Annotated in this window: 13 protein-coding genes and 1 tRNA gene; 4 read left to right on the plus strand and 10 right to left on the minus strand. The window is 62.9% G+C overall.

Going from position 1 to position 13356, the window contains the following annotated elements:
• Window positions 1-6: 6 nt before the first annotated feature.
• The 9 genes from yihA to rpmH form a co-directional block, all read right to left on the minus strand.
• On the minus strand, window positions 7-660 hold the full coding sequence (gene yihA / locus ACR0NB_RS18290) for a ribosome biogenesis GTP-binding protein YihA/YsxC (protein ID WP_480697584.1): 654 nt from the start codon (window positions 658-660) through the stop codon (window positions 7-9).
• The gene (locus tag ACR0NB_RS18295) at window positions 657-1394 is read right to left on the minus strand and encodes an MOSC domain-containing protein (protein WP_170368027.1); all 738 of its coding nucleotides are present in this window, start codon (window positions 1392-1394) and stop codon (window positions 657-659) included. The genes yihA and ACR0NB_RS18295 overlap by 4 nt, the downstream gene beginning before the upstream one ends.
• Complete coding sequence (gene yidC, locus ACR0NB_RS18300) at window positions 1391-3217, minus strand: membrane protein insertase YidC (RefSeq protein WP_480776435.1); 1827 nt, start codon at window positions 3215-3217, stop codon at window positions 1391-1393. The genes ACR0NB_RS18295 and yidC overlap by 4 nt, the downstream gene beginning before the upstream one ends.
• Before the next feature lie 116 nt (window positions 3218-3333).
• Window positions 3334-4884 (minus strand): putative bifunctional diguanylate cyclase/phosphodiesterase, encoded by a 1551-nt coding sequence (locus tag ACR0NB_RS18305; protein WP_480776436.1) that lies wholly within the window; start codon window positions 4882-4884, stop codon window positions 3334-3336.
• 68 nt (window positions 4885-4952) lie between these two features.
• Complete coding sequence (gene ttcA / locus ACR0NB_RS18310; RefSeq protein WP_005980813.1) at window positions 4953-5846, minus strand: tRNA 2-thiocytidine(32) synthetase TtcA; 894 nt, start codon at window positions 5844-5846, stop codon at window positions 4953-4955.
• 42 nt (window positions 5847-5888) lie between these two features.
• Window positions 5889-7511, minus strand: a complete 1623-nt coding sequence (locus ACR0NB_RS18315) for an acyl-CoA dehydrogenase family protein (protein WP_480776437.1) — start codon at window positions 7509-7511, stop codon at window positions 5889-5891.
• Between the two features lie 78 nt (window positions 7512-7589).
• Window positions 7590-7829, minus strand: coding sequence for a membrane protein insertion efficiency factor YidD (gene yidD, locus ACR0NB_RS18320; protein ID WP_170366389.1), 240 nt, complete (start codon window positions 7827-7829; stop codon window positions 7590-7592).
• Entirely contained in the window at window positions 7826-8248 is a 423-nt protein-coding gene (gene rnpA, locus ACR0NB_RS18325) for a ribonuclease P protein component (protein WP_170342922.1), read from the minus strand. The genes yidD and rnpA overlap by 4 nt, the downstream gene beginning before the upstream one ends.
• 26 nt (window positions 8249-8274) lie before the next feature.
• Window positions 8275-8409 carry a 50S ribosomal protein L34 gene (gene rpmH, locus ACR0NB_RS18330; RefSeq protein WP_005980833.1) on the minus strand — a complete coding sequence of 45 codons (135 nt, stop codon included), beginning with the start codon at window positions 8407-8409 and terminating at the stop codon, window positions 8275-8277.
• Window positions 8410-8704: 295 nt separating this feature from the next.
• Here rpmH and ACR0NB_RS18335 point away from each other — a divergent pair, with 295 nt between their 5' ends.
• From ACR0NB_RS18335 to ACR0NB_RS18350, 4 genes are all read left to right on the plus strand, one after another.
• Window positions 8705-9436 (plus strand): TVP38/TMEM64 family protein, encoded by a 732-nt coding sequence (locus ACR0NB_RS18335; RefSeq protein WP_480776438.1) that lies wholly within the window; start codon window positions 8705-8707, stop codon window positions 9434-9436.
• A gap of 3 nt (window positions 9437-9439) precedes the next feature.
• Window positions 9440-10858 (plus strand): dihydrolipoyl dehydrogenase family protein, encoded by a 1419-nt coding sequence (locus ACR0NB_RS18340; protein WP_480776439.1) that lies wholly within the window; start codon window positions 9440-9442, stop codon window positions 10856-10858.
• 18 nt (window positions 10859-10876) lie between these two features.
• A complete protein-coding gene (locus ACR0NB_RS18345) occupies window positions 10877-12259 on the plus strand; it encodes a sensor histidine kinase (RefSeq protein ID WP_254433003.1) in 1383 nt (460 codons plus the stop codon).
• Between the two features lie 64 nt (window positions 12260-12323).
• Window positions 12324-12400: transfer RNA gene (locus tag ACR0NB_RS18350), tRNA-Arg, on the plus strand.
• A 109-nt stretch (window positions 12401-12509) separates the two neighbouring features.
• Here ACR0NB_RS18350 and ACR0NB_RS18355 read toward each other — a convergent pair.
• A complete protein-coding gene (locus tag ACR0NB_RS18355; protein WP_480776440.1) occupies window positions 12510-12887 on the minus strand; it encodes a hypothetical protein in 378 nt (125 codons plus the stop codon).
• Between the last annotated feature and the right edge of the window lie 469 nt (window positions 12888-13356).

Below are 13356 nucleotides of genomic sequence, written 5' to 3' on the forward strand. Positions count from 1 at the left end.
GCAGCATCATTCCAAATTGGCGATGATCGAACGCAGCGTCGGGATGCCGTCGCCCTTCTCGGACGAGGTCAGCACGATCTCGGGATAAGCGGCGGGGTGCTTGGACAGGGCGCCCCGCACCTGTTCCAGAACCTTTTCGCGGTCCTTGGCCTTGACCTTGTCGGCTTTGGTCATCACGCATTGAAAGGTCACGGCGCTGGTGTCCAGCAGCTTCATGATCTCGTCATCCACGGGCTTCACGCCGTGCCGGGAGTCGATCAGCACGAAGGCCCGGCGCAGGGTCTGCCGCCCGCTCAGATACTGTTTCAGCAGGCGTTGCCATTTCTCGACCACCTTGACCGGCGCATTGGCATAGCCATAGCCGGGCAGGTCAACCAGATACAGGTCGGGGCCCTGGGTGAAGAAGTTGATCTCTTGCGTGCGGCCCGGCGTGTTCGAGGCGCGGGCCAACCCCTTGGTGCCGGTCAGAGCGTTGATCAGGCTGGATTTACCCACGTTCGACCGGCCGGCGAAACAGACCTCAAGCCGGTCGGGGGCGGGCAGGCCGTTCATCGCCACCACGCCCTTGACGAACTCGGACGGTCCGGCAAACAGCTTGCGGCCGGCCTCTTTTGCCTGCTCGTCGGGATCGGCCGCCAAGGGAAATGGCAGAGCTGTCATAGAACCTGCACCTTGTCTCCGGGGCGGATCGTGCCTTGGCGAATGACTTCGGCGTATACTCCGAAATCCTGATGGTCCCAGCTGCGCAGAGCGCCTAGCGTATCCGCGTCCCGCACTCCGGTGTCGGGGTTCGCAGTCGTTGCCATGCAGCGCGTAATCCGTTCGCGCACGTGAAATACGGCCTCGCCGATCTGCACATCCTTATCCAGCCAATCGAATTCTTCCCAAAGAGGAAGGCCATCGAACCAGATGTTGCCACGCCAGCGGCAAATCGACAGTTCGCGGCCCAGACGCTGCTCGACCGCCCGGTGCGAGGCTATGTTGCACAGGCTGACCGAGGGATAGTCACTGTCGGTCATACCACGGCCGGGAACCCGGACGATCCGTGCAGATGCGGCGCGGTCGGTGGGCATCAGCGGGCGGACCCACTCCAGAAACAGGTCTTGTTCTGTGTCCGGGCGAAAGATCAGTTCGGGCCGATCCGGGTGGCTGAGGGTCACGCGATCCCCGTCCAGAACGGCCGATATCGCCATCAGCTGGGGCGCCTTCGAGCCGCGGCTGAAATTGGCGCAGGGCGCCCACTCGGATCCGTCGGCCTTGGACATCTCATGCGCCACCGCCCAAACGCGATCACCGGGCATGGTCTGCCCGGGGATAACGGTGACTTCCTGCAGGGATTCTCTGCCATGGCTTTTGATCGGATGGCGCCAGATCTGCGTGACTTGCCCGGTCATTTCTTGTCCGTCTTGGGGGTTTTCTTGAACCCCGACTTGATGTTGCCAAACACATCCGGCGTATAGCCCTGGCTGCGCATGATCAGGTATTGCTGGGTGAACGTGATGGTGTTGTTTGCGATCCAGTAAACGACCAGCCCGCTGGCAAAGCTGCCCAGCATGAACATGAATACCCATGGCATCCAGGCAAAGATCATGGCCTGGGTCGCGTCGGTGGGCGCCGGGTTCAGCTTTTGCTGCAGCCACATCGAGATCCCCAGCAGCAGCGGTAGGATGCCGATGAAAATCGTCGCCATCAGCGTGCCCGGCTCAGGTCCGGCCCACGGCAGCCAGCCGAAGAAGTTGATGATCGAGGTCGGATCCGGCGCACTCAGGTCCCGGAAAGGACCGAACCAGGGGGCTTGCCGAAGTTCGATGGTGACGAAGATCACCTTGTAGAGAGAAAAGAAGATCGGGATCTGCAGCAGGATCGGTAGACAGCCGGCGGCCGGGTTGACCTTTTCCTTTTTGTACAGCTCCATCATGCCCTGCTGCATCTTCTGACGGTCGTCGCCGGCAGCTTCTTTCAGGGCTTCCATCTGTGGCTGCAATTCCTTCATCTTCGCCATCGAGACGTAGGATTTGAACGCCAGCGGGAACAGGATTGCCTTGATGATCAGGGTCAGCCCGATGATCGACCAACCCATGTTGCCGATCAGGGCGTTGATGTTGTGCAGCAGCCAGAAAATCGGCTTGGTCAGGAAGAAGAACCAACCCCAGTCAATGCTGTCGATAAACTTCTGAACGCCCTGGGCCTGATATTCGCGGATGGTCTCCCATTCCTTGGCCCCGGCAAACAGTCGGGTGGTAACCTCGGCGGATTCGCCGGGGGCAACCGTCATCGTCGGCAACACCGTTTCGGCCTGGTAGATCTTGCGACGCGCGTCATATTTTGCGGCCGCCTTGAAAGCCGACCCCGGATCGGGGATCAGCGTGGTCATCCAATAGTGGTCGGTAAAGCCGATCCAGCCGTTTTCCTTGACCTGATAGACCTCGGCCTGCGCCCGTTCGTTGGGGTCGATGTCGAAATCGCGGACATCGCCATAATCAACCTCGGAGAGGGTCCCGTCGGCCATGCCGATCACACCTTCATGCAGGATGAAGAAGTTCTTCAACCCCGGCAGATCGCCATCCTCGCCGATGCCGTGGCGGGCCAGAATGCCGTATGGGGCCATTCCGACCTCGGCTCCGGTACCGTTTTCGACGGATTGGGTCACGGTGAACATGTAATCCGCATCCACACCGATCGTGCGGCGGAATGTCAGGCCCGCGCCATTCTCCCATTTCAGGGTTACTGGGCTGTCTACCGACAGGGTCTCGCCCTGTTCCAGCGTCCAGATGGTATTCGGGCCCGGCACGTCCGAGCCAGCCAAACCGGCACCGGGCGCCCACCCGTAGAGGGCGTAATAGGCCGAGTTGGACCCAACGGGCGACAGCAGTTCGACGATCGGAGCGCCTTCGTCGATCGAGACCTTGTAGTCTTTCAGATACAGTTCGTCGATCCGTCCACCCGAAAGCGACAGGCTGCCCGACAGACGCGGCGTGTCGATTTGGATCCGCGGCGCAGTGGCTTCCGGCAGGGTTTCCTCTGCGGTGGCGGTTGCCTCGCCGACAGTCGTGCTTCCGGCGCTGGGCGTCTGAATCTCTTCCCTCTCCGAGGCGCTGATCCCGGCCTGCTCAGGTGTTGTGGTCGGTTCCGGCGGAGGGAACAGCACAAACCAGACCAGTATCACAAGGAAACTAAGCGCGGTTGCAAGGATGAGATTCTTGTTCTGATCGTCCATCTGGGACAGCCACCTTGAGCAGTGAAAGACACCGCAGGGTTCAACAGAGTGCAGCCCAAAAGGTCAAGCGGAATCGCCCCGGAAATCGTGAGTGTAGGGCAATCCAGTCCCCGAAATCAGGATTTCCGGCCCATTTCGCGGCCAATCCGCGGTGCGCCTTCCAGTTTAGCGCGGCGGTCCTTTATCCAGTCGAGCGTATGCTCGACCGGCATCGGCTTGCCGATCCCAAAGCCTTGCACATGGTGACACCCCAATTGCGCCATCAGCGCGTGCTCGCCGGGGGTTTCCACCCCCTCGGCCAGGGTTTCAAGGTTCAACCTCTCGGCCATCATCAGAATGGCGCTGACCATTTGCTGCTGGGACGGATCCCGGTCCGCATTGGACACGAAAGACCGGTCGATCTTGATGCGGGAGACATCAAAGCGTTTGATCGACGAAAATGATGCGTGACCAGTGCCGAAATCGTCCAGATCGATGCAACAGGTGAGCTTGGACAACTGGGTCACGTTGCGGGTGATGACATCATCGGGGCGGCGCGAAAAAACGGTTTCAAGGATTTCCACGGCCAGCCGGTCCGGCGAAAGGTCGAACTGGTCCAACTCCCATCGCACCCGGTCAACAAGTGAGGGGTCCCGCAATTCGTCCGACGAAAAGTTGATGCCGATCCGAGGAATGACGGCGCCAGCGCAGTCCCAGTCACGCATCGCGCGAAAGGCGTGGTGGCGGATCGTCTCGCCCAACTTGTCCATCAGCTTGGCCTGTTCGGCAAAAGGCAGAAACACCTGCGGCCCGACAACTCCCTTGGAAGGGTGTTCCCATCGAGCAAGGGCCTCAAACCCGGTGATGTCGCCGGTGTCCGTTGAAACCTGTGGCTGAAACCATGGGCGGATCTGACCAGTTTCCAGAGCGGTCTCCAACTCCTTGCGGAAATTGATATGGACGACTGATCTGCGTCGCGTGGCCTCGGAGTAGGCGCGGATCGTGGAAGGCCCGTTCCGCTGTGCTTCGGCCAGCGCGGCCCGAGCGGCCTCGATCCAGCTGTCCGGCGCTTCATCGGCAACGGCAGAGTGCAGGCAAAATCCAGCAGAGCAGGACAGATAGAGGCTGGCATTGTCCAAAGCGATCGGTTCCTCCACCGTGCTTTGTATGCGGCCCGAGGTTTGGATGCAGCTTTCCAAGTCCAGATGCCTTGAGGGGCGCAACCCGATCAGGAACGTGTTTCTCGACAGGCGCGTTGCAATATCCTCGCTTCGGATCACCGCCAGGATGCGGTCGCAGAACCGCCCCGCCACATAGTCGGCTGCCGCGGTTCCGTGCAGGTCTTCGACATCGTCGAAATCATCAAGTGACACAACGATGCAGGCTGAATCCTCACCGGTTGCCCGCGATGTGCTGTGCAGATACTCCATCTCGGCGTAAAAAACATCACGTGGTAACAGCCCCTTGGGCCGCGTGTGCGTCGCCGAACCAATACCGGCACCTGGTTGAAGCCGTTGGGCAGCCGAAAACAACAGAGGCAGTCCAAGAGCGACAACGACCAACGCCGTGTCGCCGCCCAGCCAGAAAGCAGCCAGGCACAATGCAGGTACGAATGCCAAAACCTGTGGCATTGCCAGAACGGTCAGCAGAGCATTCTGGAGACTCTGGAGTGAGAACCTTTTCAGCATCGATTCCGGCCTTCCAATTGAGCGAACTGAGTCCAATCGGAGGCTAGGAAATCAATCTGAGTCAGACGTTAACGCAGAAGCGGAATTTCTTCCGAATTTTCGCCGTTTTTGCCGGGGTCCAGCATCAGGCCGGCAAAATCGAACAGCTTCGAATCCAGAAGGTGCGAGGGCCGGGCATTGGTCAGCGCACGGAACATCACCTGCCGGCGGCCGGGGCTGTTCTTTTCCCACTGGTCCAGAATCTGTTTGACCTGCTGGCGTTGCAGGCCGTCCTGGCTGCCGCACAGGTCGCAGGGGATGATCGGATAGTTCATCGCCTTGGCGAATTTCTCGCAATCGGCCTCGGCCACATGAGCCAGCGGGCGATAGACGAACAGGTCGCCTTCTTCGTTCACCAGTTTCGGAGGCATAGTCGCCAGACGGCCGCCGTGGAACAGGTTCATGAAGAAGGTTTCCAGGATGTCATCGCGGTGATGCCCCAGAACCACGGCCGAGCACCCTTCCTCGCGCGCAATCCGGTAAAGGTTGCCGCGGCGCAGGCGGGAGCACAGCGCGCAATAGGTGCGGCCCTGCGGAACCTTGTCGACCACGATGGAATAGGTGTCCTGATACTCGATCCGGTGCGGCACGCCCATCCGTTCCAGAAACTCGGGCAGCACGGTGGCCGGAAAGCCCGGCTGCCCCTGATCCAGATTGCAGGCCAGCAGGTCCACGGGCAGCAGGCCGCGCCATTTCAACTCGTACAGAACGGCCAGCAGGGTATAGCTGTCCTTGCCGCCCGACAGGCAGACCAGCCAGCGCGGCGGCTTGCCGTCCTTGTCGTGGGCCGACGGGTCGACCATGCCGTATTGCTCGATCGCCTCGCGCGTCTGGCGCACGATGCGTTTGCGCAGTTTCTTGAACTCGGTGGTCGAGGGCGCACCGGCAAACAGCGGATGGATATCGTCGGCTTCGTCGAACATGCGCAGCCCCTACCGCAGATGCGCCGACCGGGCAAGGCCCGCCTAGCCGGACAGCCGGCCCAGCAGGGCGTCAGTGTCCAGCCCCGAGACTGATCCGGGTATGCGCCCGCTTTCGCCCAGAACCCGCGAGGCAATGTATCCATCGGCCACCGCACCGGGCGCGTGGCGCAACAGCAGTGCGGCGGTCAGCAGATGCGCGGTGGTCTCGGCGAACCAGCGCGCCTCGGCCTCGGGGGGCAGGGTCGGCCAGCGGTCGCGATGCGCCTTCAGGGCGGCGTCATAGCGGCGGTCGGCTCCGGTTGCGGCGTCCAGTTCGGCCTGCAAGGTCTGCGCGGCCAGCGGGTCGCGCGCAAGGCTGCGCAGGATGTCCAGGCAGATCACGTTGCCCGACCCCTCCCAGATACCGTTCAGGGGCGCTTCGCGATAGATCATCGGCATTGGCGTGTCCTCGACATAGCCCATACCGCCCAGCACCTCCATCGCCTCGACCGCAACGACCGGGCAGCGCTTGTTCGACAGGAACTTGGCCAGCGCGACCCCGATCCGGGCGAAGGCGCGGTCTTCGGCAGTGTTTCCGTCAAAGGCGCGGGCCACGCGCAGGCCCAGGGTCAGCGCGCCTTCCCAGTCCAGCACCAGATCGGCCAGAACGGCGCGCATCAGCGGCTGGTCGATCAGGCGGCGCTGAAAGGCGCTGCGGTGGCTGACCCAGTGATGCGCTTCGGACAGGGCCGCGCGCATCAGGCCGGCGGGTGCCATCGCGGTGTCGAGCCGGGTGTGATGCACCATCTCGATGATCGTGCGCACGCCGGCCCCCTCATCCCCCAGCTGATAGGCCAGCGCGTCATGGAACTCGACCTCGGACGAGGCATTGGCGCGGTTGCCCAGCTTGTCCTTGAGGCGCATCAGATGGATGGCGTTGCGCTCGCCTTCCAGCCATCGGGGCAGCAGAAAACAGGTCAGGCCGCCCGGCGCCTGCGCCAGCGTGAGGAACCCGTCGGACATCGGGGCCGAGCAGAACCATTTGTGGCCGCGCAGCCGCCAGGCATCGCCGTCGCGGGTGGCCGTGGTGGTATTGGCGCGCACGTCCGAGCCGCCCTGTTTTTCGGTCATCGCCATGCCCAAGGTCGCCGAGCGTTTTTCTCTGATCGGGCGGGGGGCTGGGTCATAAGTGTCGGCGGTCAGTTTCGGGCGCCAGATTTCGGCCAGTTCGGGGTTGGCGGCCAGCGCCGGCACGGCGGCATAGGTCATGGTCAGCGGGCAGCAATGGCCCGGCTCGACCTGGCTGGCCAGATAGACCATCGCGGCATGTGTCGCGTGACCGCCCGGTGCTCCGTCCCAGGCAAGCGCGGCATAACCTGCCGATTGGCTCAGATCCATCATGTGATGATAGGCCGGGTGGAACCGCACCTCGTCCAGGCGGCGGCCGCCCCGGTCGAACAGGCAGAGTTCGGGCGGGTGCAGGTTGGAGTCGCGCCCGGCGTCGCGCGTTTCGGCTCGGCCCAGAGCGGCCCCGTAGGCGGCCAGCGGGGCCGCCCGCGCCCCGGCGCGCGTGGCGCAGTCCCTCAGAACCGGGTCCGAGGTCCACAGGTCAACGTCGTTGCGCTCTGGCGGTTGGTTCGTCACCTCATGCGTGGGCAGAGACTGGCGGGCGTTGGATCTGGACATGGGCGCCTCGGAGAGTTGTTGCTGAAACCGATGTTCAGCGGCGCACCCCCCTTGGGTCAAGCGTGACGGGGTGTCAGATCAGGGCGCGTCGGGGGTGTCGTCGGGCACCGGGTCATAGCCGTCGCCGCCCCAGGGATGGCAGCGCCCGATGCGGCGCGCGGCCAGCCATGCGCCCTTGATCGGGCCGTGCTTTTCCAGCGCTTCCAGCGCATAGGCCGAGCAGGTCGGCTGATAGCGGCAGTTGAACCCCACCCAGGGGCTGAAGATCAGCCGGTAAGCCCGGACGGGCAGCGCGAGGATATGGGCAAGCAGGGTCATTTGCGCGGGCTGTGGATCTTGCGCAGGGCCTGGCGCAGATCGTCCAGCAGGGCGTCAAAAGGGCGGGCGGCGGTCACCTCGGCCCGTCCGATCAGGACGTAGTCCCACCCGTCCCGGCCGTGGTCCGGCAGAACGGCGCGGGCCGCCTCGCGCAGGCGGCGCTTGGCCCGGTTGCGGGCCACGGCATTGCCGACCTTTTTTGAGCAGGTGAATCCGACACGAATGCCCTCGGCCTCATCCGGGGCGCGCTTGCGGGCCTGCACCATCATGGAAGGCGTGCCCTGTCTGCGCGCCCGTGCGGCCCTGAGGAAATCGCTGCGCTTGCGCAGCACCGACAGGGCAGGCGCGCAAACGGACGCCGCCGGGGGCATATCCCCGGGGTGGTCAGTGCCATCCACAGGGGCCTCCGGCGGCGTCATGTTCAAAACCTGAAAGGTCGCGCGGTTTATGCGCTCAGCGACTTGCGGCCGCGGGCACGGCGAGCGTTCAGGATCTTGCGGCCGGCCTTGGTGGCCATGCGCGCGCGGAAACCGTGGCGGCGTTTGCGAACCAGGTTCGAAGGCTGATAGGTGCGTTTCATCGCTCCGTCTCCAATCTTTGGCGGTCGGGTGCGGCGCGGATTCGCCTGCCCGTGGTGTTCGAAGCCCGTCCTCTACTGGGAACCGGCGGGCAAGTCAAACCCCATCGCATGGGTTTTCGTGCCTTTTGCAACAATTCTGTCGGGCGACCGGGCAAAAGTTTCAGAATCAGCCCGAGGATGGCGGATTTCTCACATTGAACCGGTGCGTGTTCAACCCGGCGTGAGGACCCTGTTGCACAGAGGGTCAAGTGCGCATCTTGTGGGGCAGATGAAGCATTCGAACCCGGACGACGAAATGACCGAAACCACCCAGGTGTCGCGCAGCGGGCTGGCACGACATATTCCCCTGATCGTGATCCTGACGGTTGCCGTCGTCGGCTTTTTTGCGCTGGGCGACTACCTGACCTTTGAAACCCTACGCGACAATCGCGAGGCGCTGTTGGCCTGGCGCGATGCCAATTACTGGTCGTTGGCGGGCGTTTTCATCCTGGTTTACGTCCTGATCGTCACCTTTTCTTTGCCCGGTGCGGCCGTGGCCTCGATGACGGGCGGGTTCCTGTTCGGGCTGTTCGCGGGCACCGTGTTCAACGTATTTGCCGCAACCGTCGGGGCCTCGGCGATCTTTCTGGCGGCCCGTTGGGGGTTGGGTGAGACGTTGACGGCGCGGCTGGAGGCTTCGGAAGGCACCGTCAAGCGAATCAAGGACGGGTTGCGCGAGAACGAGATCCCGGTGCTGTTCCTAATGCGGCTGGTGCCGATGGTGCCGTTCTTTGTCGCCAATCTGGTGCCGGCGCTGGTGGGGGTAAAGTTCCGGAACTTTCTGCTGACCACGGCGCTGGGCATCATTCCGGGCGGCATCGTCTATACCTGGATCGGCGACGGTCTGGGTGGCGTGTTCGACCGGGGCGAGACGCCGGACCTGTCGCTGCTGACCGAGCCTTTCATGATCGGCCCGATCCTGGGGCTGTGTGCGCTGGCGGCTTTGCCTATTCTCCTCAAACTCATTCGCGGCCGAAGGGGCCTTTGATCCATGCAAGAGCTCAAGACCGACATCCTGGTAATCGGGGCCGGGTCGGGCGGCCTGTCGGTGGCTGCCGGGGCCAGCCAGATGGGCGCCGACGTGCTCCTGCTGGAAGGGCATAAGATGGGTGGCGACTGCCTGAACTATGGCTGCGTCCCGTCCAAGGCCCTGCTGGCCAGCGCCAAGCTGGCCCATGCGCAGAGCCATGCCGCGCCGTTCGGCGTTGCCGACCTCGCGCCGCAGGTGGACTATGCCGCCGCCAAGGATCATGTGCGGGACGTGATCGCGCAGATTGAGCCCATGGACAGCCAGGAACGGTTCGAAGGTTTCGGCGTGCGCGTCATTCGCGACTGGGGGACCTTTCTGTCGCCCAGGCAGGTTCAGGCCGGCGATTTCGTCATCACCGCCCGTCGCGTGGTGCTGGCCACGGGCTCGTCCCCGCTGGTGCCGCCGATCCCGGGGCTGGATGGCGTGCCGTTTGAGACCAACGAGACCATCTTCGACCTGCGCGACAAGCCCGACCACCTGCTGATCATCGGCGGGGGACCCATCGGCATGGAAATGGCGCAGGCCCATGTCCGGCTGGGCTGCAAGGTGACGGTGATCGAAGGCGCGCGGGCGCTGGGCAAGGATGACCCCGAGGCGGCCGCAGTGGTATTGGAGGCTTTGCGCGCCGAAGGGGTCGAAATTCTGGAACATGCAATGGTGGCCCGGGTGCGCGGGAAGGCCGGGGCGGTCGAGGTCGTCACCGAGGACGGCGCGGTCCATGCGGGCTCACACCTGCTGCTGGCGGTGGGACGCAAGGCCAACATCGACCGACTGAACCTGCAGGCTGCCGGCATCGACCAGACGCGCACGGGCATCAAGGTGGATGACAGCCTGCGCACCACCAACCGAAAGGTCTATGCGATCGGCGACGTCGCGGGCGGGCTGCAGTTCACCCATGTGGCGGGGTATCACGCCGGGGTCATCATCCGTTCGGCCCTGTTCGGGCTGCCGTCCAAGGCCAGGACGGTGCACATCCCCTGGGCGACCTATACCGACCCCGAACTGGCCCAGGTCGGCCTGACCGAGGCGCAGGCGCGCGACCGCCACGGCGACAGGGTCGAGATCGCCCGGTTCGACTACGCCCATAACGATCGCGCCGTGGCCGAGCGCAAAACGACCGGGTTCATCAAGGTCATGGTCGTCAAGGGGCGCCCGGTGGGGGCCACAATCGTGGGTCATCAGGCGGGCGAACTGATCAACTTGTGGTCTCTGGCGCTGGCCAATAACCTGAAGATGAGCCAGATCGCGGCGATGGTGTCGCCCTATCCCACGATCGGAGAGCTTAACAAACGGGTGGCGGGCGCCTATTTCTCGCCAAGACTGTTTGAGAATCAGATGGTTGAACGAGTGGTCAGGCTGGTCCAGCGCTGGATCCCCTGATCGGGAAAGGAGCGCCACTTGAACTCGCTGTCGGGTCGTTTCCTGATCTTGACGACGGTCTTCGTGATGTTGGCCGAGGTACTGATCTTCGTGCCGTCGATCGCGCGCTTCCGAGAGGATTTTCTTCTGAACCGGCTGGAACGCGCCCAGATCGCCTCGCTCGCGCTGCTGGCAGACGACATGCTGGCCGACGAGCTGGAGGCCGAGCTTTTGGCCAATGCCGGGGTCTACAACGTGGTGCTGCGCCGGGACGAGGTGCGCCAGCTGATGCTGTCTTCCCCTATCCCAGACCAGGTCGCCAAGACCTATGATCTGCGAGGCGCCGGGCCCTGGGTTCTCATTCGGGACGCGATGATCCGTTTCTTCACGCCCGAGAACCAGGTCATTCGCGTCATCGGGCAGCCTGTGCGGGATGCGGGTCTGCTTATCGAAGTCACCATGGACAGCGCGCCCCTGCGTATGGCGATGATCGACTATGGCTTGCGCATCCTCGGCCTGTCCTTTGTCATCTCGATCATCACGGCGTTTTTCCTGTTCCTCGCGGTGCGGGTGGTTCTGGTGCGCCCGATCAAAAGCGTGGTGGGCTACATGCAGCGTTACGCCCGTGCACCCGAGGATGCGCGCGGCATCATCTCGCCCCAATCCAAGGTGACCGAACTGCGCGAGGCTGAAGAAGCCCTGCAGATGCTGCAGACCGACCTGACGCAGGCCCTGAAACAGCGCGAGAGGCTGGCTCAGCTGGGTGGCGCGGTGGCCAAGGTCAGCCACGATCTGCGCAACATCCTGACCTCGGCCCAGCTGTTCACTGACCGGATCGAAGCCAGCGACGACCCGCTGGTCCGACGGATGGCGCCCAAGCTGGTCAACTCGATCACCCGGGCGGTGTCCCTGTGCGAAAGTACGCTGGCCTTCGGGCGGGCCGAAGAGCCCGCGCCCACCCTGACCAAGGTGCGGTTGCGCGATATCGCTGCCGACGTAGCGTCCAGCGAGGCTCTGGCCGTAGACGGCGGCTGTATCGAAATCGCCAACGACGTTCCCGAAGACTTGGTCGTTCGGGCCGATCCGGAACAGATGTTCCGGGTCATCATGAACCTTGTGCGCAACGCACGCCAAGCACTGATGACATCCGGCCAACCAGGAAAAATCACGATTTCGGCCTGCGAAGATCAGGACGCATGGGTCATCGAGGTTCGAGATACCGGCCCCGGTTTGCCGCCACGAGCGCAGGAGAATCTGTTCACGCCGTTTCAGGGTGGTGTGCGCAAAGGTGGCTCGGGCCTGGGTCTGGCGATTTCGCAGGAACTGGTGCGCGGCCACGGGGGAGAGTTGGTGCTGACCAGCACCGGCCCCGAGGGCACGGTCTTTGAAATAAGGCTCCCACGGGGGGAGATGGGTTTTTGAATTATTTTTGAAGAATCGGGTTGCACGTCCCGAACGCCGGGTCTAAATACCGCCTCACCAACGCGGACCGATAGCTCAGCTGGATAGAGTACTTGACTACGAATCAAGGGGTCGGGGGTTCGAATCCTCCTCGGTCCGCCACTGGTAACTCCGGAAAAACAGTGTATGGCAGTTTGGCCCGTGTGGTGAAACTGAGGTGTTTTGTCTCAAGACAACTTCGAGGCAACCGCGCTGGGTTTAATGGGGTGGTTCACCCCATTCCATATGGTCCGCCTTCCTGTAGTTCGCCGAATGCCGCCCAAACCTCGTGGCAGGCGCGTTCGAACGCCACATCATCTTTTGGGATGCTGGCCTTGAAATTGGGGTAAGACATGTGGTTGCCCAAGTTCATCAGCACGGTCACGAGGTGGTTGCGCGGTATGAATGCCCGGTAACGGTAGTCGCCGCCCGGTGTTTCGATCACCTGACCGTCCATGCCATAGTCGCGCAGCAATTCGGCGTCCTGTGCGCGGCGAAACCGCAGGCAGATGCGGGATCCCATGTGCGGCCCGCTGGTGTTGCCGTCCTCATCCTTGGCAACGGCTGAGAAAAAGCCCGAACCCTCGGGTGTCGAGAATGCTACCCACATCTGCAGGTCCTCCTATTTTTGGGAAAGGGCGCGCTGTCTATCAGAAAAAATACAGGGTCGTCAAATCGAGGGGGCTTGCGCGCTCGGTTGCTTGGCCTGGAGGCGCAAACCGAGACCTCAAAATCCGGCAGCGGATACGTGATGGTTGGAGGCAATTCGTACCCATCCAGTTTTGCCGTGATCGCCTTCCGTTGCGGCGATCTTTCTGAAAAGCGGTCGCTGATATCTTTGAGCTGCTGTGCTGGATTGACGCTCTTGCCGATGGTTCCTTTGTGGGCCGGTTCGGGCCATTTGTACTTGCCGGCCGCGTTGGCGGCTTCGTCCGTAGAGCGGCCATTGGTGGACGATGCGGCGAAGGATTGCTTCGCCGGCGGGCTGTGGTTTTGGCGGCCACAGAGTTTCAATACTGCGGCGAACTGGTGGTCGGCCGAGCCGAGTGGCAGGGAAGGGTTGTCTGGCTCAGTATCCG

This window comes from Ruegeria sp. CG3 (assembly GCF_056537205.1).